The sequence below is a fragment of the Streptomyces virginiae genome (genome assembly GCF_000720455.1).
GTDB classification, from domain to species: domain Bacteria; phylum Actinomycetota; class Actinomycetes; order Streptomycetales; family Streptomycetaceae; genus Streptomyces; species Streptomyces virginiae.
This window is the reverse complement of sequence record NZ_JOAK01000005.1, coordinates 362,219-384,757: the sequence shown is the minus strand read 5'-3', so window position 1 is coordinate 384,757 and position 22,539 is coordinate 362,219. Positions and strand designations below refer to the sequence as shown.

The 22,539-nt window shown below is 71.6% G+C and carries 22 protein-coding genes; 16 read left to right on the top strand and 6 right to left on the bottom strand.

Annotated features, from left to right (window positions below; genetic code table 11):
• Positions 1 to 6: 6 nt before the first annotated feature.
• Both IG86_RS0111495 and nudC read left to right on the top strand, forming a co-directional pair.
• Complete coding sequence (locus tag IG86_RS0111495; RefSeq protein ID WP_030831056.1) at positions 7 to 1,431, top strand: dipeptidase; 1,425 nt, start codon at positions 7 to 9, stop codon at positions 1,429 to 1,431.
• 52 nt (positions 1,432 to 1,483) lie between these two features.
• Complete coding sequence (gene nudC / locus IG86_RS0111490) at positions 1,484 to 2,425, top strand: NAD(+) diphosphatase (RefSeq protein WP_030831058.1); 942 nt, start codon at positions 1,484 to 1,486, stop codon at positions 2,423 to 2,425.
• Positions 2,426 to 2,497: 72 nt separating this feature from the next.
• Here nudC and IG86_RS0111485 read toward each other — a convergent pair whose 3' ends face one another.
• Complete coding sequence (locus tag IG86_RS0111485; protein WP_030772737.1) at positions 2,498 to 2,758, bottom strand: mycoredoxin; 261 nt, start codon at positions 2,756 to 2,758, stop codon at positions 2,498 to 2,500.
• A gap of 170 nt (positions 2,759 to 2,928) precedes the next feature.
• Between IG86_RS0111485 and IG86_RS0111480 the strand changes: the two genes are divergently transcribed.
• From IG86_RS0111480 to IG86_RS41060, 5 genes are all read left to right on the top strand, one after another.
• Complete coding sequence (locus tag IG86_RS0111480) at positions 2,929 to 5,094, top strand: ATP-dependent DNA helicase UvrD2 (protein ID WP_030831060.1); 2,166 nt, start codon at positions 2,929 to 2,931, stop codon at positions 5,092 to 5,094.
• Between the two features lie 167 nt (positions 5,095 to 5,261).
• A complete protein-coding gene (locus IG86_RS0111475) occupies positions 5,262 to 5,594 on the top strand; it encodes a hypothetical protein (RefSeq protein WP_385873616.1) in 333 nt (110 codons plus the stop codon).
• Between the two features lie 183 nt (positions 5,595 to 5,777).
• On the top strand, positions 5,778 to 6,149 hold the full coding sequence (locus tag IG86_RS0111470; RefSeq protein WP_030029453.1) for a WhiB family transcriptional regulator: 372 nt from the start codon (positions 5,778 to 5,780) through the stop codon (positions 6,147 to 6,149).
• Entirely contained in the window at positions 6,146 to 6,475 is a 330-nt protein-coding gene (locus tag IG86_RS0111465; protein ID WP_030831064.1) for a hypothetical protein, read from the top strand. The genes IG86_RS0111470 and IG86_RS0111465 overlap by 4 nt, the downstream gene beginning before the upstream one ends.
• Positions 6,476 to 6,574: 99 nt before the next feature.
• A complete protein-coding gene (locus IG86_RS41060) occupies positions 6,575 to 6,781 on the top strand; it encodes an ADP-ribosylation factor GTPase-activating family protein (RefSeq protein WP_030660162.1) in 207 nt (68 codons plus the stop codon).
• Between the two features lie 31 nt (positions 6,782 to 6,812).
• Here the strand turns inward: IG86_RS41060 and IG86_RS0111460 are convergent, their stop codons facing one another.
• Positions 6,813 to 8,141, bottom strand: coding sequence for an ABC1 kinase family protein (locus IG86_RS0111460; RefSeq protein WP_030831067.1), 1,329 nt, complete (start codon positions 8,139 to 8,141; stop codon positions 6,813 to 6,815).
• 72 nt (positions 8,142 to 8,213) lie between these two features.
• On the bottom strand, positions 8,214 to 9,368 hold the full coding sequence (locus IG86_RS0111455; RefSeq protein WP_030831070.1) for a TOMM precursor leader peptide-binding protein: 1,155 nt from the start codon (positions 9,366 to 9,368) through the stop codon (positions 8,214 to 8,216).
• A gap of 223 nt (positions 9,369 to 9,591) precedes the next feature.
• Here IG86_RS0111455 and IG86_RS0111445 point away from each other — a divergent pair, with 223 nt between their 5' ends.
• The 4 genes from IG86_RS0111445 to IG86_RS0111430 all read left to right on the top strand — a co-directional run bounded on the left by IG86_RS0111445 (position 9,592) and on the right by IG86_RS0111430 (position 13,410).
• Positions 9,592 to 10,131 (top strand): M48 metallopeptidase family protein, encoded by a 540-nt coding sequence (locus IG86_RS0111445; protein WP_078848255.1) that lies wholly within the window; start codon positions 9,592 to 9,594, stop codon positions 10,129 to 10,131.
• Positions 10,132 to 10,295: 164 nt separating this feature from the next.
• Positions 10,296 to 11,936 carry a TerD family protein gene (locus tag IG86_RS0111440; protein ID WP_030896584.1) on the top strand — a complete coding sequence of 547 codons (1,641 nt, stop codon included), beginning with the start codon at positions 10,296 to 10,298 and terminating at the stop codon, positions 11,934 to 11,936.
• Positions 11,937 to 11,956: 20 nt separating this feature from the next.
• On the top strand, positions 11,957 to 12,637 hold the full coding sequence (locus IG86_RS0111435) for an AIM24 family protein (protein ID WP_030829249.1): 681 nt from the start codon (positions 11,957 to 11,959) through the stop codon (positions 12,635 to 12,637).
• A gap of 17 nt (positions 12,638 to 12,654) precedes the next feature.
• Entirely contained in the window at positions 12,655 to 13,410 is a 756-nt protein-coding gene (locus IG86_RS0111430; protein WP_030829252.1) for an AIM24 family protein, read from the top strand.
• A gap of 69 nt (positions 13,411 to 13,479) precedes the next feature.
• Here IG86_RS0111430 and IG86_RS0111425 read toward each other — a convergent pair whose 3' ends face one another.
• Entirely contained in the window at positions 13,480 to 14,016 is a 537-nt protein-coding gene (locus IG86_RS0111425) for an NUDIX hydrolase (RefSeq protein ID WP_030829256.1), read from the bottom strand.
• A complete protein-coding gene (locus IG86_RS0111420) occupies positions 14,013 to 15,431 on the bottom strand; it encodes a zinc-dependent metalloprotease (protein WP_030829259.1) in 1,419 nt (472 codons plus the stop codon). Before IG86_RS0111420 ends, IG86_RS0111425 begins: the two co-directional genes overlap by 4 nt.
• A 193-nt stretch (positions 15,432 to 15,624) precedes the next feature.
• Between IG86_RS0111420 and IG86_RS0111415 the strand changes: the two genes are divergently transcribed.
• The 4 genes from IG86_RS0111415 (at position 15,625) to IG86_RS0111395 (ending at position 18,902) form a co-directional block, all read left to right on the top strand.
• Positions 15,625 to 16,803, top strand: a complete 1,179-nt coding sequence (locus IG86_RS0111415; RefSeq protein ID WP_030658777.1) for an SDR family oxidoreductase — start codon at positions 15,625 to 15,627, stop codon at positions 16,801 to 16,803.
• Between the two features lie 101 nt (positions 16,804 to 16,904).
• Positions 16,905 to 17,366, top strand: a complete 462-nt coding sequence (locus tag IG86_RS0111410) for a molybdenum cofactor biosynthesis protein MoaE (RefSeq protein WP_030829262.1) — start codon at positions 16,905 to 16,907, stop codon at positions 17,364 to 17,366.
• A gap of 143 nt (positions 17,367 to 17,509) precedes the next feature.
• Positions 17,510 to 17,725 carry a hypothetical protein gene (locus IG86_RS0111405; protein ID WP_030829265.1) on the top strand — a complete coding sequence of 72 codons (216 nt, stop codon included), beginning with the start codon at positions 17,510 to 17,512 and terminating at the stop codon, positions 17,723 to 17,725.
• Between the two features lie 85 nt (positions 17,726 to 17,810).
• Positions 17,811 to 18,902 carry a YlbL family protein gene (locus IG86_RS0111395; protein WP_030896678.1) on the top strand — a complete coding sequence of 364 codons (1,092 nt, stop codon included), beginning with the start codon at positions 17,811 to 17,813 and terminating at the stop codon, positions 18,900 to 18,902.
• 22 nt (positions 18,903 to 18,924) lie between these two features.
• On the opposite strand, the gene IG86_RS0111390 is transcribed toward IG86_RS0111395, so the two are convergent.
• The gene (locus tag IG86_RS0111390) at positions 18,925 to 19,494 is read right to left on the bottom strand and encodes a PPA1309 family protein (RefSeq protein ID WP_030658785.1); all 570 of its coding nucleotides are present in this window, start codon (positions 19,492 to 19,494) and stop codon (positions 18,925 to 18,927) included.
• A gap of 131 nt (positions 19,495 to 19,625) precedes the next feature.
• Between IG86_RS0111390 and IG86_RS0111385 the strand changes: the two genes are divergently transcribed.
• Complete coding sequence (locus IG86_RS0111385) at positions 19,626 to 22,502, top strand: UPF0182 family membrane protein (RefSeq protein WP_030896579.1); 2,877 nt, start codon at positions 19,626 to 19,628, stop codon at positions 22,500 to 22,502.
• Positions 22,503 to 22,539 lie beyond the last annotated feature (37 nt).

Below are 22,539 nucleotides of genomic sequence, written 5' to 3'. Positions count from 1 at the left end.
CGGGGCATGAGCGACACCCAGCCGGACAACGTCGTCCGCACGTACATCGACACCCACCGCGCCGCGTTCCTCGACGACCTCGCCGAGTGGCTGCGCATCCCCTCCGTCTCGGCCCAGCCCGAGCACGCGGACGACGTACGCCGCAGCGCCGAATGGCTCGCGGCGAAGCTCAAGGAGACCGGGTTCCCGGTCGCCGAGGTCTGGGAGACCGACGGCGCTCCCGCCGTCTACGCGCACTGGCCGAGCGAGGACCCCGACGCCCCGACCGTCCTCGTGTACGGCCACCACGACGTGCAGCCCGCCGCCCTCGCCGACGGCTGGGACACCGACCCGTTCGAGCCGGTGGTCCGCGACGGCCGGATGTACGCGCGCGGCGCCGCCGACGACAAGGGCCAGGTGTTCTTCCACACCCTGGGCGTGCGGGCGCACCTGGCGGCCACCGGCAACGCCGCCCCCGCCGTGCACCTCAAGCTGATCGTCGAGGGCGAGGAGGAGTCCGGCTCCGCCCACTTCCGCGAGCTCGTCGAGACCCGCGCCGGCGAACTCGCCGCCGACGTCGTGATCGTCTCCGACACCGGCATGTGGTCCGAGACCACTCCCACCGTCTGCACCGGCATGCGCGGCGTCGCCGACTGCGAGATCGACCTGCACGGCCCCGACCAGGACATCCACTCCGGAGCCTTCGGCGGAGCCGTCCCCAACCCGGCGACCGCCGCCGCGCGCCTCGTCGCCGCCCTGCACGACGACGACGGCCGCGTCACCGTCCCCGGCTTCTACGACGGGATCGCCGAACTCACCGACGCGGAGCGCGCGCTCATCGCCGAGCTGCCCTTCGACGAGGCCGAGTGGCTGCGCACGGCCAAGTCCCACGCGGCCGCCGGCGAGGCCGGCTACAGCACCCTGGAGCGCGTCTGGGCCCGCCCGACGGCCGAGGTCAACGGCATCGGCGGCGGCTACCAGGGCCCCGGCGGGAAGACCATCGTGCCCTCCTCCGCCCACGTGAAGCTGTCGTTCCGCCTGGTGTCCGGGCAGGACCCGTACGAGGTCGAGGCGGCCGTCAAGGAGTGGGTCGCGGCCCGGATCCCGGACGGCATCCGCCACGCCGTCACCTTCGGCGCACCGACCCGCCCGTGCCTGACCCCGCTGGACCACCCGGCCCTGCAGTCCGTCGTCCGGTCCATGGGCCGCGCCTTCGGCCAGAAGATCCGCTTCACCCGCGAGGGCGGCTCCGGACCCGCCGCCGACCTCCAGGACGTCCTGGGCGCGCCCGTGCTGTTCCTCGGCATCTCGGTGCCGTCCGACGGCTGGCACGCGCCGAACGAGAAGGTCGAGCTGGACCTGCTGCTCAAGGGCGTCGAGACGGCCGCCTACCTCTGGGGGGACCTGGCCGCCGGACCGCACGCCCACCGCACGCCCCGCACACCCGCCTGACGCGGCGCACACACCTGTCGTACCGAGCCTGCCTGTCCCACCACCGGGGGAGTTGGAAGTACCAGTGAGCACCCATACCGAGCGCCCTCTCTCGCTCACCGCGCCCAGCGGCATCGACCGCAGCGCGCACCACCGCCTCGACGAGGCCTGGCTCGCCGCCGCCTGGAGCCACCCGACGACGCGCGTCTTCGTCGTGTCCGGCGGCCAAGTCCTGATCGACGACACCCCCGACGGCGGCACCGGCATCGTGATGACCCCGGCCTTCGAGGCCCCGGTCACCGAGACCCACCGCTACTTCCTGGGCACGGACGAGGACGGCGTACGGTACTTCGCGCTGCAGAAGGACGCGCTGCCGGGCCGCATGGACCAGTCGGCCCGCCCGGCCGGCCTGCGCGAGGCCGGACTGCTGCTGAACGACCGCGACGCCGGACTGATGGTCAACGCGGTGGCGCTGGAGAACTGGCAGCGGATGCACCGCTTCTGCTCCCGCTGCGGAGAGCGCACGGTGGTCGCGGCGGCTGGGCACATCCGGCGCTGCCCGGGCTGCGGCGCCGAGCACTACCCCCGCACCGACCCGGCCGTGATCATGCTGGTCACCGACGAGCACGACCGCGCGCTGCTGGGCCGCCAGGTGCACTGGCCGGAGGGCCGCTTCTCGACGCTCGCCGGGTTCGTGGAGCCGGGGGAGTCGATCGAGCAGTCCGTCGTCCGCGAGGTGTGGGAGGAGGCGGGCGTCAGGGTGGGGCAGGTCGAGTACGTGGCCAGCCAGCCGTGGCCCTTCCCCTACAGCCTGATGCTGGGCTTCAACGCCCGCGCCACCAGCTCCGAGATCACCGTGGACGGCGAGGAGATCCAGGAGGCCCGCTGGTTCTCCCGCGACGAGCTGCGCGCGGCCTTCGAGTCGGGCGAGGTGCTGCCCCCGTCGGGCATCTCCATCGCCGCGCGGCTGGTCGAGCTCTGGTACGGCGAGCCGCTGCCGAAGGCCGCGGCGTAACGTTCGTCACTGCGTGACAGCGGAAGGCCCCCGCCCGGCAGGACGGGGGCCTTCCGCGGACGCGGGAGCGGCTCAGACGGCGAGGGCCTGCTTGACCTGGGCGAGGCTCGGGTTCGTCATGACGGACTCGTTGCCGGCGGCGGACTTCACGAGCACGGTGGGCACGGTCTGGTTCCCGCCGTTGGCCTTCTCGACGAACGCCGCGGACTCCGGGTCGAGCTCGATGTTGATCTCGTTGTACGCGATGCCTTCCCGGTCCAGCTGGGTCTTCAGCCGACGGCAGTAGCCGCACCAGGTCGTGCTGTACATCGTGACGGTGCCCGTGTCCTGCATGCTGCGCTCTCCTTCGTGAAGGCTCTGTGGTCCGAGTACTCGAACGTACGCGACCGCACGGCCATTCCCGTCCGTGCACATCCACACCGCCGGTGTGACTGATATGACGTATCGGTGATGCCTGTGGACAGATTTCCCGCCCGGCTCACGAGACCTGGCAGCATGGCGGAGTGACAGCAGCAACGCACTCCTCATCCTTCACCGCCGCGGCGGACTCGGCCGACGCGGTGCTCCTGGGCCTCGACCCGGAGCAGCGCGAGGTCGCGACCAGCCTGCGCGGACCGGTGTGCGTGCTGGCCGGAGCCGGTACCGGCAAGACCCGCGCGATCACCCACCGGATCGCCTACGGGGTCCGGTCGGGCCAGCTCATGCCGGCCAGCGTGCTCGCCGTCACCTTCACCAACCGGGCCGCCGGCGAGATGCGCGGCCGGCTGCGCGCGCTCGGCGCGGGCGGGGTCCAGGCCCGGACCTTCCACGCCGCCGCCCTGCGCCAGCTCCACTACTTCTGGCCCAAGGCCATCGGCGGGGAGATGCCCCGGCTGCTGGAGCGCAAGATCCAGTTCGTCGCTGAGGCCGGGGCCCGCTGCCGGATCCGTCTCGACCGCGGCGAGCTGCGCGACGTCACCGGCGAGATCGAGTGGGCCAAGGTGACCCAGACGGTGCCCGCCGACTATCCGGCGGCCGCCCTCAAGGCGGGCCGCGAGGCACCCCGGGACATGGCCGAGATCGCCCAGATCTACGGCACCTACGAACAGCTCAAGCGCGACCGCGGAATGATCGACTTCGAGGACGTGCTGCTCCTGACCGTCGGCATCCTCCAGGACCGCCACGACATCGCCGAGCAGATCCGCGCCCAGTACCAGCACTTCGTCGTCGACGAGTACCAGGACGTCAGCCCGCTCCAGCAGCGGCTGCTCGACCTGTGGCTCGGCGAGCGCGACAGCCTCTGCGTCGTCGGTGACGCCAGCCAGACCATCTACTCCTTCACCGGCGCCACCCCCGACCACCTGCTGAACTTCCGTACGCGCTACCCGCAGGCCACCGTGGTCAAGCTGGTCCGTGACTACCGCTCCACCCCTCAGGTGGTGCACCTCGCCAACGGACTCCTGAACCAGGCCAAGGGACGGGCCGCCGAGCACCGCCTGGAGCTGGTCTCCCAGCGCGAGTCCGGCCCGGACCCGCTCTACGCCGAGTACGCCGACGAGCCCGCCGAGGCCGAGGGCGTCGCCCGCCGGATCCGCGACCTGATCGCCGCGGGCGTCCCGGCGGGCGAGATCGCCGTGCTGTTCCGCATCAACGCCCAGTCCGAGGTCTACGAGCAGGCCCTCGCCGACGCCGGGGTTCCGTACCAGCTGCGCGGCGCCGAGCGCTTCTTCGAGCGGCAGGAGGTCCAGAAGGCCATCCTCGCCCTGCGCGGAGCGGCCCGCTCCGGCGGGAACGACCCGCTGCTGGAGGACGTCGTCGACCTGGGCTCCCAGGTCCGGGCGGTGCTCAGCTCCACCGGCTGGACCACCGAGCCGCCCGCCGGCTCCGGCGCCGTGCGCGACCAGTGGGAGTCGGTGGCCGCGCTGCTCCGGCTCGCCGAGGACTTCGCCCGCACCCGGCCCGGTGCCACCCTGGCGGACCTCACGGTCGAGCTGGACGAGCGCAGGGCCGCCCAGCACGCCCCGACCGTCCAGGGCGTCACCCTGGCCTCCCTGCACGCGGCGAAGGGCCTGGAGTGGGACGCCGTGTTCCTCGTCGGCCTCACCGACGGCATGCTGCCGATCACCTACGCCAAGACCGACGACCAGGTCGAGGAGGAGCGCCGGCTGCTCTACGTCGGCGTCACCCGGGCCCGGCTGCACCTGACGCTCTCCTGGGCGCTCTCCCGCGCCCCCGGGGGCAGGGCCTCCCGACGCCCCAGCCGCTTCCTGAACGGCCTGCGGCCGGGCTCCGCAGCCCCGGGAATCCGGCCGGGCTCCGCGGGCGAGCGGGCGCCGCGGGCGCGCGGCCGCCGCGGGCCGGTGCTCTGCCGGGTCTGCGGCAGGACGCTCACCGAGGCCGGCGAGCTGAAGCTGATGCGCTGCGAGGACTGTCCGTCCGACATGGACGAGGGTCTCTACGAGCGGCTGCGGGACTGGCGGGCCGACCGGTCGAAGGAGCAGGGCCTGCCCGCCTACTGCGTCTTCACGGACAAGACGCTGATGGCGATCGCAGAGGCCGCGCCCTCCGAGGCGGGGGAGCTTGCGATGATCTCCGGAGTGGGCAGTCGCAAGCTTGACCGGTACGGAGCCGATGTTCTGGCCATCTGTGCAGGTGAGGAGCCTGGGGGCGAGGATTCTGACGACGCGTAGAAACTCGTCGGAAAAATAGTTTGCACATGCCCAGCCAAGACCCATAGGTTCTTAGCAACGGAAACGGTGGCTTCTCCGAAGCCCTGGATCCGTGCTGTACTTATCCGAATACGCATGGGACAGGCCCTCGGGCCGGGTCCCCGAGACGCCGAGAGGAGGCGAGACCAGTGACCAGCTTCATGACCTTCACCAAGATGACCGATCGCTCGGTTGATGCCTCCTGCCTGCTCGGTTCCGTCTCTGCTCTGGGTACCGGTGCGTCCGCGATTTCCGCCGACCGCCCCGCCCTGCTCGCGACCCTTGCGGTCAGCGAGCGCAATGAGCGACCGACCCAGGCACCGGTGGCAGTACTGGCAGCAGAAGCACAGGCGCACGGCGCCTATGGATTTGCCGCCGCGGCCGGTGCCGGCTCCCTGACGAAGCAGACGAAGCAGACGAAGCAGCAGCACCACCTGATGTGGGCCTTCCGTGGGCTCGAACCCTGGAGTGATCCAGCCTGATCGCATGATCAGGCCGGCGCCTTCAGGGCCGCGGAACCCCACCCGGGATCCGCGGCCCTTCTGTTTGTCCCCGACCGGGGGCCACGACAGAGAAGGGGCCTCGGGACTGGCAGAACCAGGTACCAGCCGAACCCGGCCGACCGGCCGGAACGACTAGCCGAACAAGACGAGGAAGAAACCACCGTGCAACTCGAAGCGCACGCCCCGTCCGTACCTCAGACCCAAACGATCTCCCCGCCCGCAGTCCCGGAGGACCACACCTTGACCCCGCTCACCGCGCTGACCGCGCTCGACGACGCCATCGAGAACCTCGGCGTCCCGGTTCCCTGCCGCACCTTCGACCCCGAGGTCTTCTTCGCCGAGTCCCCGGCCGACGTCGAGTACGCCAAGTCCCTCTGCCGCACCTGCCCGCTGGTCGAGGCCTGCCTCGCCGGAGCGGTCGAGCGCCGCGAGCCCTGGGGCGTCTGGGGTGGCGAGCTCTTCGTCCAGGGTGTCGTCGTGGCCCGCAAGCGTCCCCGTGGCCGTCCGCGCAAGAACCCGGTCGTCTCGGCATGACCGCCCTCGGAACCATCGACCGCCCCCTGACGCACGACCCCCTGAAGCAGGCCCTCATGACCGCCCACACCACGAGCGAGCAGCCCCACGGCGCCGCCCACGCAGACTTCATCACCACCGGCGCGATCACCTCGCGTCAGAACAGGACCCGCGAAATGCAACTCATCCCAGAAGCCCTGGCTCGTGCCCATATGGACGAGCGCATGCGTGAGGTGGACGCCGAGCGTCACGCCGTGCGCCTGGTCGCCGCCCGCCGCATGCAGCGGCGAGCCGAGCGCGTCTCCCTGCGCGCCCGGCGTGCGCTGGCCATGGCCGTCATGCACTGAGAACTGACAGCAGCAATCCGGGGGGACCGGTCCGAACGGACCGGTCCCCCCGGTGCGTTGCGCAGGCCCCGCCACCCCTGCCGGAGGTATCGTCGGCAGGTGGACCAGCCGACTCCCCAGCCCGACCCGTCGGGATCCGAGGCCCAGCCCGTCGTCTGCGCGCGCTGCGGCACACAGTCCCCCGGCGGAGCCCCGCCCACCTGGACCTGTTCGGTGGAGAACGGGACCAGAGAGTACTTCTGCGTCGAATGCGCCCGCGCCAACCTCCGGGCGATCGAAGGCAGGCTCGACTCCTCCTGGTGGTGATCTCCCAGGGGGCGGAACACCCCCTGGGACGTCACTCGGCCGAGGCGAACCCGGGCAGCCAGGTGTCCAGTTCCTCGCGCAGCCGCACCGTCGCGCCCAGCTGGCACAGCACCCCGATGGTGCTCAGCGTCACCCGGTGGATCAGCAGGTACGAAGGCGGCAGGTTGATCTGCCGGCCCAACTGGTGCGCGGGGGAGCGGGGATCGGCGATCCGCGCCGCCTGACCGCGCAGCCACGGCCGGGTGAAGGTGAACTCCTCCGCCTCCGCGGGCTCGATGATCGGCTTCAGGTAGTCCAGCACGGCGTCCGGGTCCAGCTCGACGGACTCCTTCACGAACCCCTCGGCGCACAGGTGGCCGTAGACCCCCTCGGCATCGCCGTCCAGCGTCATCCGCAGGGACCTGCCGATGGGCTTGGGCCAGCCGCCGGGCAGCCGGTCGACCGTGCCGAAGTCCAGCACGCCCAGCCGCATCCGGCCGTCCGCGCCCGGTATCAGCCGGAAGTTCCCCGGGTGCGGGTCGGCGTGCAGCAGACCGGTGCGGGCGGGACCGGAGAAGAGGAACCGGGCCAGCAACTGCCCGGCGCGGTCGCGCTCCTCCTCGGTGCCGTCGGCGATCACCTCCGACAGCGGGGTCCCGTCCAGCCACTCGGTCACGAGCACCTGGTCGCCCTGGTGCACCACGTCCGGGACGATCACGTCCGGGTCGTCCACGAAGGCGTCCGCGTGGGTCCGCTGGGCCTCGGCCTCCAGCTCGTAGTCGAGCTCCTCCGACACCCGGTCGCGCAACTCCTTGATCAGCGGCTTGATCTCCATCCCGGGGACCAGCGGACCCAGCAGCCCCGCGAACCGGCCGAGCTGCTTCAGGTCCGACAGCAGCGCCTCACCTGCCCCCGGGTACTGGACCTTGACCGCCACCTGCCGGCCGTCGTGCCACACCGCCCGGTGCACCTGCCCGATCGAGGCCGCCGCGGCCGGCTTGTCCTCGAACTCCTCGAACAGGTCCCGCCAGTCCGCGCCGAGACGGTCCGCCAGCACCTGATGCACCGTCGCCGTGGGCAGCGGCGGAGCCGCCTCCTGGAGCTTGGTCAGCGCCGCCCGGTAGGGGCCCGCGACCTCCTCGGGCAGCGCCGACTCGAAGACCGACAGGGCCTGCCCGAACTTCATGGCACCGCCCTTCAGTTCCCCGAGGGTCCGGAACAACTGCTCGGCGGTGCGCTGCTGGAGCTCGCGCGCCACGATCTCCGCCGACTTGCCCCCGATCCGCTTGCCCAGACCCCAGGTGACCCGACCCGCGATGCCGAGCGGCAGCGCGGCCAGCTTGACGGTACGGGTGACCGCCTTCCGGGGAAGATCAGACATGCGCCCCTCCAAATCCCAGACAGCTGCGCCGCAAGCGGCGTTCGGCAGAACCCTCGGTCCCGAAGCATCCTGTCACGGCCCTCCCGGCGGGCTCGCTCCCGATCCTCTCCCCGGGCCCCGTCCCGCCGGCTGGAGCCGCTCCGCGGACTCCGAGGCAGCCCCGCAGGGGCAGTCGGGGTGGGGGCGGACCGGAGCGGACTCCCAGTGGAGGGTGGGCAGGGCCGCTTCCCAGCGGGACCCCGTGGAGGCGGGCAGCCCGCCGTCCAGGAAGGCCAGCGCGTGGGCCGCGGCCAGCCCGGCCACCGCCGTGGACAGACCCAGGTCGCAGGAGGCGCTCCCGCGGCGGCGGTGGGACGAGCGCCACTGCACGAGCATCCTCGGCCAGGCCGCGTCCCGGTCCACGCGGTCGCGCTCCATGCACCCGGCACACGCCGTCATGCCCGGCAGCACCAGCGGCCCCACCAGACCCGTGCCCTCCAACACCCCCGCGTACAGGTGCGGAATGCCCGAGGCGACCCAGTCGGCCGCGGTGTCCGGGTCGGGGGCCCACGCGTGCAGCCCGTCCCGGGGCGCGACCACCACGAGGGCCAGCCCCGGCTCCGGACCCTCCTCCTCCCCGGCCCGGGGGCCCGGCCCCGGGGCCGCCGAGCGGACCGTGCCCGCCGCGGCCTCGGCCCGCATCCGGCCCACGCTCGCGGCCCCCAGTCCGCCCGGCGCCACATCCGCCGGCTCCACCCGGCCCCCGTCGAGCACCTCGACCCGCCCCACGCCCGCTCCCGACAGGACCGACGCGATCACTGCGCCCACCCGGCCGCTCCCGCGCACCCGGACCCGTATCGCCCGGCGCGCGGCGATCCCCCGCAGGTCCCCGCCGGGCTCCCGGTGGACCAGAGAGAGCGAACCCAGGTCCGGGCCCAGCCGCTCCAGGGTCTCCGGATGCCTGCGCAGCGCCTGCGCCCGCGGGCCGCCCGCCGAGGCGTCGTCGAGCAGGCCGGCCCCCGCCAGCCGTCGGACCAGGGCGTCGGCCAGGCCGTCCGGCAGCCCCATCCGTGCGGCCTCGGCCCGCAACAGCTCCATCCCCCGCGTCCCGTCGATCCGGTCGATGAGCGCGCCCGTCGCCGTGTCCACGGGCCCCAGCACCACCGCGTGCGCCGGTGTCACCCCGAACTGCACCGTCTGCAGATCCCGCCAGGCCCGCGCCAGCGCCGGCTTCACCCTCGGAAACATGTCCGACCCCCTCCCCGTCCGTGCGGCCTCGCACCGCCGCATTTCCCGCTCTCCGGCAACAGTGCCCCTCCGCCGGAATGCGCGCAGGAATTTGTCCACAGGCACGAGGTATTCGGCATATGAGATGAAGAGCAATGCCGCGTCGGAATCCGGCGCCGAACCGTCCGTGTTCGAACCCCGGACGCGCGGGACTTCCGCCACCGACACCGGGTAACGTCGTGGCGTGTCCGCCGACCCACCGCAGCGCGCCGTCGAAGTCCGCCGGAGCGCGCGCCGCCGCAGGACCGTATCCGCCTATCGCGAGGGTGACCGTACGGTCGTCCTCATCCCTGCCCGGATGTCCGAGGCCGAGGAACAGCGCTGGGTGGGCGTCATGCTCGAGAAGCTGGCCGCCCAGGAGAGCAAACGCACCCTCGGGGACGCGGAACTCACCGAACGCGCCGAGCGTTTGTCCGAGCAGTACTTCGACGGCTGCGCCCGCCCCCGCTCGGTCCGGTGGGTCACCAACCAGAACACCCGCTGGGGCTCCTGCACCCCGGCCGAAGGCAGCATCCGGCTCTCGCACCGCCTCCAAGGCATGCCGGAGTACGTCGTCGACTACGTGCTCCTGCACGAGCTGGCCCACCTCCTCGTACCCGGCCACGGACCCCGCTTCTGGGAGCTGCTGGAGGCGTACCCGCGCACCGAACGGGCCCGCGGTTATCTGGAGGGCGTGGTGGCGGCGGAGCGCCTGCCCAAGGTGCCCGCCGCCCGCGAGGAATGACCCCGCCGCCCGGAGCGACCGGCCGGCCGGACGCCCGAACCGCCACCCCGCCGTGTCACACAGCGTGATGTGTACCGGCTTGGTACCGGCTTGGCCGGATGTCGGCAGTTGCCGTTAGCCTGAGCGGCACGAATGCTCAGTCGGGATGGGGGACGTCGTTACGTATGGCAAGGGAATTCCAACGCGGCCACAAGGCCAAGGTCAGTGATCTCACGGCGGGCACCGATCTGTACGTAGGCGTCCAGATCGCCGGCCCCGGGCTCACCTTCGACATCAGCTGTTTCGGCCTCGACGCCAATGAACAGCTCTCGGACGACCGCTACTTCGTCTTCTTCAATCAGCCGAAGTCGCCGGAAGAGTCCATTCAGCTGCTCGGTGCGCAGGCCGGTGACACGGAATCCTTCCGGGTGACCCTGGACCGGGTTCCGGCGTCCATCCACAAGCTGTCCTTCACCGCCACCATCGACGGCGCCGGACAGATGTCGCAGATCGGCCCGGGCCACATCCGGATCGTGGCAGGCGGCGAAGAGGTCGTCCGGTACGCCTTCACCGGCGCGGAGTTCACCACCGAACGGGCCGTCATGCTCGGCGACTTCTACCTGAAGGACGTGTGGCGCTTCGCCGCCGTCGGCCAGGGCTTCGACGGCGGGCTCGACGCCCTCCTGAAGAACTTCGGCGGCGAGGTCGCCGAGGAGGAGCAGCCGCAGCAGCAGGCCCCGGCGGCCGGCGCCCCCGGCTTCGCCCCGCCGCCGCAGGCGGCCGCCCCGGCCCCGTCCTTCGGCGCCCCGGCTCCGGCCCCGCAGGCCCCGGCCCCCGCCCCGTCCTTCGGCGCGCCCGCCCCGGCCCCCGCGCCCGCCGCACCCCAGCCGCCGCAGTACCCGCAGCCCGCGGCCCCCGCCCCGGTGCACGCCGCGCCCACCATGGCCGCGCCCCTCGCCCCGCCGGCCCCCGCGCCCTACGGCCAGCCGCCGCAGCAGCCCTCGTACGGCCAGGTCCCCGGGCAGTACCCGGGCCAGGTGCCGCCGCCCGCCCCGGCCCCCGGCGGCTACGGGCAGCAGCCCTCCTACGGCCAGGTCCCGGGCCAGATGCCGGGGCAGGTCCCCGGCCAGCAGCCGGGCTACGCCCCGCAGGCCGCCGCCCCCGCGGCCGGCCTCGCCGCGGCCCTCCAGCCGTACAAGGAGGCCCCGACCGGCTCCCGCTGGACCCCGCAGAACCAGCAGCTCATGCGCGTCGACCTGTCGATGGGCGGCCAGGCCGTCCTCGCCCGCCAGGGCAGCATGGTCCTGTACCAGGGCAAGGTCGACTTCAGCTACAAGGGCGCCGGCTTCGCCGGCCGCATCGTCGGCAACGCCACCGGCCAGGAGATGCAGCTCATGCGCTGCACCGGCCGCGGCCAGGTCTTCCTCGCCGAGAACGGTGCGCACCTGCACGCCATCGAGCTCCAGGGCGACGCCATCTGCGTCTCCGCGGAGAACGTCCTCGCCTTCGACGAGTCCCTCCAGCACGAGGTACGCCGGATCGAGGGCCACGGCATCCCCGGCGGCGCCCTGTTCACCATGCAGTTCCAGGGCACCGGCACGGTGATCGTCAAGACCCACGGCGTCCCGGTCGTCCTGCCCGTCACCCCGACCACCTTCGCGGACAGCAACGCCATCGTGGCGTGGTCGGCCGCCTCGCAGGTGATCCTTTCCAGCCAGGTCCGGCTGCGGCGCAACGCCTACCCCGGCCACAGCGGGGAGACCGTGAACCTCCAGTTCCGCGGCGCCCCCGGCAACTTCATCGTCGTCCAGCCGTACGAGGTCTGAGGGAGCCCGACATGAACGCAATGAACCAGCAGCTCGCGGGCTTCGCCCCGACCCCCGTGACGGCCCGCATGGAGAACCACGGGCGGTCCATGCTCAAGGTCGCCATGCAGAGCGGCCAGGACCTCTTCGCCCGCACCGGCTCGATGGTCGCCTACGAGGGCTTCGTGCAGTACGAGCCCAACCCGCCGGCCGTCCGCCAGATGGCCTCGCAGTGGGTCACGGGCGAGGGCGCACCCCTGATGAAGTGCACCGGCGACGGCCTCCTGTACCTCGCCGACTACGGCGCCGACGTCGTCGTCATCAACCTCAACAACGACTCGCTGTCGGTCAACGGCACCAACCTGCTCGCCTTCGACGCGCACCTGCAGTGGGGCGTCGAGCGGGTCAAGGGCCTGGCGAAGTTCGCCGGCCAGGGCCTGTTCAACGTCGAGGTCGCGGGCACCGGCTGGGTCGCCCTGACCTCGCGCGGCACCCCGATCGTGGTCGACTGCGGCCGCGGTGAGGACGAGACGTACGTCGACCCCGACGCGCTCGTCGCCTGGTCGCCGAACCTGAAGGTCAAGGGCAAGCGCAGCTTCAAGGCCTCGTCGATGCTCGGCCGGGGCAGCGGAGAGGCCTACCAGATGGCCTTCTCAGGCCAGGGCATCGTCGTCGTACAGCCCAGCGAGGACAGCACCGACCGGCTCCGGGCCCGGGGCTGAGGGGGAGCGGACACATCATGCAGAGCGCACTTTTCGCCCACGCCGAGGCGCAGTCCCAGGACCGGTACACCGTCCAGAACCCGCAGCTGCTGCGGGTCTCCCTGACGGGCTCCGACGACGTACTCGCCCGCAAGGGCGCGATGGTCGCCTACCAGGGGCTCATCGACTTCGACGGCGAGTACCAGAGCACGAGCCAGCGCAACGCCCGCCGCCGCACCGGCGAGGGCCTGGACCTCATGCGCTGCTCCGGGCAGGGCACGGTCTACCTCGCCAACCTGGCCCAGTACGTCCACGTCGTGGACGTGGAGCAGGAAGGCCTCACGGTCGACAGCAGCTACGTGCTGGCCCTGGACTCCACCCTGCACACCGAGGTCATCGCGGTGGACAGCCAGTACGGAATCTCCGGTTCCGGCAAGTACCAGCTCAACATCTCCGGCCGCGGCAAGGTCGCCCTGATGACCTCCGGGCAGCCCCTGATGATGCACGTCACGCCCGACAAGTACGTCAACGTCGACGCGGACGCCATCGTCGCCTGGTCCACCTCGCTGCGGGTGCAGATGCAGGCCCAGACGCACTCCAGCGGCGTGTGGCGGCGCCGCGGCAACACCGGCGAGGGCTGGGAGCTGAGCTTCCTCGGCACCGGCATCGCGCTGGTGCAGCCCAGTGAGGCGCTGCCGCCGCAGAACGCCCAGATCGGACAGGGCGTCGCCGCGCAGTTCGGCATGGGCCAGCACGGCGCCCACGCCCAGAACCAGAACAACGCCTGGAACTGATCCGGGACGCGCAAGGGGCGGCCCCGCGAGGGACCGCCCCTTCCGCATGCCCGGGGGCCGCCCGCGGGCTCAGTCCATGGCGGCGAGCCGCGCCAGGGTCGCCTCCAGCAACAGGACGACCGAGGTGTCGGCCACCGAGGCCACCTCCCCGTACGGGAACCAGCGCAGGTCGAGGGACTCGTCGCTGATCTCCGCCACGGCCCCGGCCGGGGCCAGCGCCGCGTACTGCACGTCCAGGTGCCAGTTGCAGGGCGCCGGGATGGGATGCCGGTCCAGGCGCACCGGCCCGCCGGGCAGCAGGGTCAGCCCCTGCTCGATGCCCGACTCCTCGCGGCCCTCGCGCAGCGCCACCTCAGCCAGCGTCGCGTCACCGTCCTCGCAGTGCCCGCCCATCTGCAGCCACATGCCCAGCTTCTTGTGCAGGGTCAGCAGTACGCGCTCCCGCACCGGGTCGATCACGAGCGCGCTGGCCGTGAGGTGGCCCGCCCCGCAGGGCTTGTAGACCCCGTCCGGGTGGGCGGCCAGGTGCTCCAGGTACAGGTCGCGCAGCTCGGTCTGGTCCTCGTAGCCCTTCAGGACCAGGACCGCGTCTTCGTGCAGGCTCACTTCGTCTCTTCGCCTTCGTCGTCGCCCTGCTGCCCGCGCTTCTCGGCGGCCTCGCCGAGCATCTTGTCGATCTCGGAGAAGTCCAGCTGCTCGCGGTGCACGAAGCCGTCCGGGTCGTCCAGGTCGGAGGCCGTCGGCAGCATGTCCGGGTGCTCCCACAGCCCGTCCCGCCCGTCCACACCGCGCGCGTCGGTGAGCGAGGCCCACAGGCGCGAGGCGTCCCGCAGCCTGCGCGGGCGCAGCTCCAGGCCGATCAGCGTCGCGAAGGTCTGCTCCGCCGGGCCGCCCGAGGCGCGCCGCCGGCGCATGGTCTCGCGCATGGCGTCCGCCGAGGTCAGCCGCGGCTTCGCGGCCTCGTGCACCACCGCGTCGACCCAGCCCTCGACCAGCGCGAGCGCCGTCTCCAGACGGGCCAGGGCCGCCTTCTGCTCGGGGGTGTCCTGCGGCTGGAACATGCCGCCCTGGAGGGCCTCCTGGAGCTGCTCCGGGTTGGACGGGTCCAGCTGCCCGACCACGTCCTCCAGCTTCGAGGTGTCCACCTTGATGCCGCGGGCGTAGCCCTCGACGGCTCCGAACAGGTGCGAGCGCAGCCACGGGACGTGCGCGAACAGCCGGGCGTGGGCCGCCTCGCGCAGCGCCAGGTACAGCCGCACCTCGTCCGAGGGCACGCCCAGGTCCTTGCCGAAGCCCTCGATGTTCAGCGGGAGCAGCGCGGCCTTGCCCGCCGGGCCCAGCGGCAGCCCGATGTCGGTCGATCCGACGACCTCGCCCGCGAGGACGCCGACGGCTTGGCCGATCTGCTGGCCGAACATCGCCCCGCCCATGGAGCGCATCATGCCCAGCAGCGGGCCCGCCATGGCCTGCATCTCCTCGGGCAGCACGCCTCCCATGGCCGCGCCGACCCGCTCGGCGACCGGGTCCACGAGCTCCTTCCACACCGGGAGGGTGGCCTCCACCCACTCGGCGCGGCTCCACGCCACGGCCGTGGGGGCACCCGAGGGCAGCGAGGTCACGCCGTCCAGCCAGTGGTCGGCCAGGCGCACGGCCTCCTCGACGGCCGACTTCTCGGCGATGCCGACGCTGGTGTCCTTCACGCCGTCCGCCGTGCCCTGCGAGACGGTCTGGCGGGCGATGTTCTTGGCCATGTCCCAGTTCACGGGACCGCCCTCGTAGCTGAGCATCTGGCCGAGCTGCTGGAAGGCCGCACCGAGGTCGTTCGGGTTCATCGAACCGAACATCGCGGCGAACGGATTGTCCGCGCCGCCGGGGCCACCGGCGCCCGGCAGCCCCATGCCGGGGAACCCGAAGGGATTCGCGGGGCCGCCCTGACCGCCCTGGTCGCCCTTCTTCTTGCCTTCGTCGCCGTTGTCCGGCTCCTCCGGCGGAAGGCCGAATCCGAATGGGGTGTCGCTCACGGGTTTCCTCGGCTCGTAGGGCCGCCGGCGGGGGCCGGCGGGCAACGGTCAGACAACACCACCCAGCGTAGACACCGGAGCCCGCATCCGGGCTCGGTGCTCCGCCGGCTCCTGGGCTGCGGCAGGATGGACATCACCTGGTGGGTACGCGTCACGGCGCGTCCCTACTGAAGACAACCGCTGGAGACGCCCGGTGAGTTCCCCAGATCCGCACGTTTCGGATAAGCGCAGCCGCGCGACGCAGGACGAAGACCGCCCCGAGCACGGTGACGGCGCCCCCGGCGTTCGCCAGCCGCGAAACCCCGAAGGCCCCCGCCGGCCCAGCCCCGTGATCGCCGTGACCGGCGCCGCCTCGGGCGTCGGCGCGGCCCTCGTGAGCCGTCTGGCCGCCTCCGACGAGGTCAAGCAGGTCGTCGCCATCGACGAGCGGCGCGGGGACTGCGCGGCCGCGCAGTGGCACGTCCTCGACGTACGGGACCCCGCGATCGCCGAGAAGCTGCGCGGGGCGGACGTCGTGGTCCACCTCGCCCTCGACCTCGACCTGGAGACGGACCCCGCGGCCCGTACCGCGTACAACGTGCGCGGGACCCAGACCGTCCTGACGGCTGCCGCCGCGGCCGGTGTGCACCGGGTCGTGCTCTGCACCTCCGCGATGGTCTACGGGGCGCTGCCCGACAACGACATCCCGCTGTCGGAGGACTCCGAGCTGCGGGCCACCGCCGAGGCGACCGGCGTCGGCGACCTGCTGGAGATCGAGCGGCTCGGACGCCGGGCCCCCCGGGCCCACCCCGGCCTCAACGTCACCGTGGTCCGCCCCGCCGTCCTGGTCGGCGGCACCGACACCGCCCTGACCCGGTACTTCGAGTCCCCGCGCCTGCTCGTGGTCGCGGGATCCCGCCCCACCTGGCAGTTCTGCCACGTGGAGGACCTGGTCAGCGCCCTGGAGTACGCGGCCCTGGAGAAGGTCGAGGGCGAGCTCGCCGTGGGCTGCGAAGGGTGGCTGGAGCAGGAGGAGGTCGAGGAGCTGAGCGGTATCCGCCGCATGGAGCTGCCCTCGGCGGTGGCGCTGGGCGCCGCGGCCCGCCTGCACCGCATCGGCCTGACCCCGTCCCCGGCCGGCGACCTCGCGTACACGATGCACCCCTGGGTGGTGAGCGTCAGCGGGCTGCACGCGGCGGGCTGGCGGCCGCGCTGGACCAACGAGGAGGTCCTCGCCGAACTCCTCCAGGAGGTCGCGGGCCGCCACACGGTCGCCGGACGCCGGCTCGGCCGCAGGGACGCCGCCACGGCCGCCGGTGCGGCGGGCGCGACGGTCGCCCTGCTGGGCGCGGCCGCCGCGGTCCGCCTGGCCCGCAAACGGCGCGGGATCTGATCCCGGGCCGCCGGGTCCTGTAGGAGGCTCCCAAGGCGGGGACCGCGGGCCGGGCGAATCAGCTATTTCGCCCTGTCAGCGGCTAGGGCACGATGGACGGTATGGCACCGCACTTCGACCACCCCGGCGAGCAGGCCGCCCAGGACCCCGTCCGGCTGCTCGAGATCCGTGACACCCCGCTCTCGATCGACGAGGTCTTCCGGGCCGTCGGCGACGACGCCACGGGCGGGACGACGCTGTTCGTCGGCACGGTGCGCAACCACGACGGCGGGGCGGACGTCGACTCGCTCGGCTACTCCTGCCACCCGACGGCCGAGGCCGAGATGCGCCGGATCGCCGAGCGCGTCGTGGCCAAGTACCCGGTCCGCGCCCTGGCCGCCGTGCACCGCGTGGGCGACCTCGCCGTCGGCGACCTGGCCGTGGTCGTGGCCGTCTCCTGCCCGCACCGCGGGGAGGCCTTCGAGGCCTGCCGGATGCTCATCGACGACCTCAAGCACGAGGTCCCGATCTGGAAGCACCAGACCTTCTCGGACGGCTCCGAGGAGTGGGTCGGCGCCTGCTGACCCCGGCCGCGGGGCGGCGTTGGCCGACGGGTAGCCTCGCACCCGTTCGGCCGCGCAACACGCCCTCGATTTGCGTAACCCCCCCACGGGCACGAGCGTTGAAGCCACCAACGAAACGCACTTCGGGGTAGGGAGACACGCCCATGGCATCTCTGGCGTGGTTGCTGATTCCGCTGTTCGCAGCGATCGGCGCGGCGATATGGGGCAGCTGGGCGGCACGCGACCGCACGCAGGGCGACATATCCGAGCTCGCGGGCTACGCACGGTTCCGTGAAGCCATGGGCAACGGTCAGGGTCACGCCCATGCCGACCAGACGAGGGCGAAGGCCGAGGCGGCCTCCGCCTCCGACGCCGTCTGAGATTCCCCTGAGAGTTTCGCGCACGGGCCCCGTACGGACCGGCCCCGAGGGCCGCTCTCCAGTGCCGTCCCGTACTGTCGGATCCATGCCACGCCGCACCGCGACGATGCTCGCCTCCACCCTGGTGCTGTTCGCGCTGCTCTGCGCAGGGGTGTTCATCAAGGTCCCGTACTCCGAGATGAGCCCCGGCCCGACCGTGAACACGCTCGGGGACTCGCACGGCGAGCCCGTTCTCAACATCGCGGGACGCAAGACGTACCCGACCAGCGGGCACCTCAACATGACGACGGTCCGCGTCACGGGCGCCGACTACGAGATGAACCTGGTGGAGGCCGTCTACGGATGGCTGGACGGCGACAACATCGTCGTCCCGCACGAGAACCTCTACCCGAACGGCAAGACCGACGCGGAGTCCACGCAGGAGAACGCCGAGGAGTTCAGCCAGTCGCAGCAGAGCGCCAAGGTCGCGGCCCTCAAGCAGCTCGGCATCCCGGTCACCGCCCGCGTGATCGTCGCCACGGTCGTCAAGGACAGCCCCTCCGAGGGCAAGCTGCACGCCGGTGACGTGGTCAAGGCCGTGGACGGCGCTCCCGTCACCGCCCCCGAGGACGTGGCCAAGCTCGTCACCAAGCACAAGCCCGGCGAACCGGTCGAGTTCACCATCGTGCCCGCGGCCGACGCAGCCGCCGCGGCGAAGGCCGGCCGCGAGCCCGCCGGCACCTCCAAGGTCACGATCACCGCGGGCAAGGCGGAGGGCGACGGCCGGGCCATCGTCGGCATCCGGGCCGGCAGCGACCACACCTTCCCGTTCACGATCGACATCAAGCTCGCCGACGTCGGCGGCCCGAGCGCCGGGCTGATGTTCGCCCTCGGCATCGTCGACAAGCTCACCCCGGAGGACCTGACCGGCGGGAAGTTCGTCGCGGGGACCGGCACCATCGACGACGCCGGCAAGGTCGGTCCGATCGGCGGCATCCAGATGAAGACCATCGGCGCCCGCAAGGCCGGCGCCGAGTACTTCCTGACGCCCGCCGACAACTGCGCCTCCGCCGCCTCGAACGTGCCCGACGGGCTGACGCTGGTGAAGGTCTCCACCATCGAGGACGCCACGAAGTCGCTGGAGAAGATCAGCAAGGGGGACACGGCCGGGCTGCCGCAGTGCAGCGCCAAGCCCTGACCGGTCCGCCTCCCCGCACCGCTCAGGCGAAGGTCGCGGCCAGGGCCTCGGCCAGGCCGGGCACCAGGCCCCCGCCGGTGAGGACCTCCGTCGAGGAGTCCTTCTCGCGCAGCCGTACGGCGGACTCGCGCGAGCCGTCGCGCAGCACGGCCACGGTGATGCGGACCTCCTGCCGCTCCGGGTGCCCGGCGACCCACTTCGCCAGCTGCTTGTCGCTGAGCCCCTCGGGTACGGAGGCCTCCGCGGAGGGCGGCAGCATCAGGCGCTCGACGGTCAGCGCGCATCCGACGACGGCGTCGGGCCAGGCGATGGTGCCCAGGAACTTGTCGAGCGGGGTCCCGGACGGGACGGTGTCCTGCTCGATCGGGGTGAGGGAGCTCTTGCCGGCGTCGTCCTGGTCGAGGCCGAGCTGCGAGGCCAGGCGCGGCTCCTGCTTCTTGAGCCGGGCGGTGTCGACCAGCGCGAACAGCCGCGCGGGCTTGTCCCAGCCGAGGCCTGCCGCGTACTCGTCGATCTCGAGGCAGGCGCGGGTCAGCGGACTGGCCGCCATGGGGGTGCCGGGGGAAGGCGAAACGTTGGACATGGACAACATCCTGCCTCCTTTCCGCCTTATACCGGGAACTGACCGGAGCCTCAGTAAGTTGCATGAATGGGCTCTACGATCGGGGGTCCGTTCAATACCAGTACTCAGCGACTTTCGAGGTGCGCACCTTGGCTTTCCAGATGCCGGACCGCGGCGGAGGCCCTTCCGGGCCACGGATGAGAGTCGGCCGCCCCTCCCGGCGTGCACGCACTCTCCTCATGACTTTGGGCGTGCTGGCCGTCCTGGCCATGCTCTTCATCATGTTCGCTGGCTTCTGGACGGACTGGCTCTGGTTCCGCTCCGTGAAGTACTCCACCGTCTTCACCACCACACTGTGGACCAAGATCGGCCTCTTCGCCGTCTTCGGCCTGCTGATGACGGGTGCGGTCGGGCTGAACATCTGGCTGGCGCACCGGCTGCGGCCGCCGCTCAGCGCGATGTCGATGGAGCAGCAGAGCCTCGACCGCTACCGGATGAGCATCGCCCCGTACAAGAAGTGGCTGCTGCTGGGCATCTCGGTGCTCGTCGGCCTGATCGCCGGAGCGTCGGCGGCGGGCCAGTGGAAGACCTGGCTCATGTACGTGAACGGGGTGCCCTTCGGCACGAAGGACCCCCAGTTCCACATGGACGTGTCCTTCTACACCTTCGACCTGCCCTGGTACCGCTTCCTGCTCGGCTTCGGCTTCGCCGCCGTCGTCCTGTCGGTGATCGCCGCGACCGTCGTGCACTACCTCTACGGCGGACTGCGCGTGACCAGCCCGGGCGCCCGGGCCACCGCCGCCGCGACCGGGCACCTCTCGGTGCTGCTGGGCCTCTTCGTGACGCTCAAGGCGGTCGCGTACTGGCTCGACCGGTACGGGCTCGCCGTGAAGTCCAGCGACTTCAAGGCCGCCGACAACTGGACGGGCCTGCGGTACGTCGACGCCAACGCCTACCTGCCGGCGAAGACGATCCTCGTGGCGATCGCCGCGATCTGCGCCGTGCTGTTCTTCGCGACGCTGTGGCGCCGCACCTGGCAGCTGCCGGTGATCGGTTTCGGCCTGATGGTGCTCTCCGCGATCCTGATCGGCGGGCTCTACCCGGCGATCGTGCAGAAGTTCCAGGTCCAGCCGAACGAGCAGGCCAAGGAATCCCCGTACGTCCAGAAGAACATCAAGGCCACGCGCGACGCCTACGGGATCGCCGGAGCCGAGGTCAAGGACTATCCGGGCGTGCCGCAGACCGAGGACCGCACCAAGCTGCGGTCGGCGGCCGACACCACGGCCAGCCTGCGCCTGCTCGACCCGAACATCGTCTCTCCCGCCTTCCAGCAGCTGCAGCAGGTCAAGGGCTACTACGCCTTCCCGTCCACGCTCGCCGTCGACCGGTACAGCGGCCAGGACACGGTGATCGGCCTGCGCGAGCTGAACATCGGCGGCATCCCGAAGAACAACTGGATCAACGACCACTTCAAGTACACGCACGGCTACGGCGTGGTCGCGGCCAAGGGCACCACCGTGAAGGACGGCGCCCCCGACTTCACCCAGTCCGACCTCCCCTCCAAGGGGATGTTCGGCACGGACTTCGAGCAGCGGATCTACTACGGCGAGCAGACGAAGCAGTACTCCATCGTCGGCGGTCCGCAGAAGGAGCTCGACTACTCCGACGACAAGGGTGAGAAGGAGACCAGCTACCAGGGAGACTCCGGCGTCAACCTGGACAACCCGGTCAACCGGGCCGCCTACGCGCTGACCTTCAGCGAGCCGCAGATCCTGTACTCGGGTGCCATCGGCGACGGTTCCCGCATCCTCTACAACCGCACGCCCAAGCAGCGCGTCGAGGCCGTCGCGCCGTGGCTGACGATCGACGGGGCTCCGTACCCGGCCGTGATCGACGGCCGGATCAAGTGGATCGTCGACGCGTACACGACCACCAACGGCTACCCATACGCCTCGCGCACCACGCTGGGCCAGAGCACCGCGGACTCGCTGACCAACAGCCAGCGCGCGGTGGTCGCCCAGGAGAACCAGGTCAACTACATCCGCAACTCGGTGAAGGCCACCGTCGACGCGTACGACGGCTCGGTCGACCTGTACCAGTGGGACACCCAGGACCCGGTCCTGAAGACCTGGATGAAGGCGTTCCCGGGCACGGTGAAGCCCAAGAGCGAGATCGACAAGCCGCTCATGGACCACCTCCGCTACCCGCAGGACCTCTTCAAGGTCCAGCGCGAGCTGCTGACCCGGTACCACGTCACCGACCCGCAGACCTTCCTCAGCGGCAGTGAGGCCTGGGCCGTCCCGGACGACCCGACGACCAAGGCCGGTACGGCGGTTCCGCCGTACTACCTGTCGATGAAGATGCCGGAGCAGAAGGAGAAGGACCAGGTCTTCTCGCTCACGACGACCTTCACGCCGAACGAGCGGCCCAACCTGAGTGCCTTCATGGCGGTCAACGCCGATCCGGGCACCCCGGACTACGGCAAGATCAGAATCCTGAAGATGCCGACCAGCAAGCCGCCGGAGGGCCCCGGCCAGGTGCAGAGCAAGTTCCAGTCCGAACCGAAGATCGCCGAATCCATCCGCCTGCTGCGCGGTGGTGACTCGGAGATCGAGTACGGCAACCTGCTGGCGGTGCCGCTCGACGGCGGGATGCTCTACGTCGAGCCGGTGTACGTCCGCAGCTCCGGCCTGAAGTACCCGCTGCTGCGCAAGGTGCTGGTGACCTACGGCAACCAGACCGCCTTCGAGGACACCCTTGAGAAGGCGCTCAACGTGGTCTTCGGGGCCGAGGCCCCGACCACCCCGGTGCCGCCGGCCCAGCCGCCGGGCGAGGGCACCGTCACGCCGCCGACCAACCAGGACCCGACGGTCAAGGCGGCCCTGGCCGACGCGCAGCGGGCCATCGAGGACGCCGAGAAGGCCAGGCAGTCCGGTGACTGGGCGGCCTACGGCAAGGCCCAGGACGAGATCAAGGCCGCGCTGAAGCGGGCGATCGAAGCCGAGGCGAAGGCCACGCCCCCTCCGTCGGGCGGCTGATGATCAATGGGTGAAGGCTCCGTCCCGCGTCGTGATA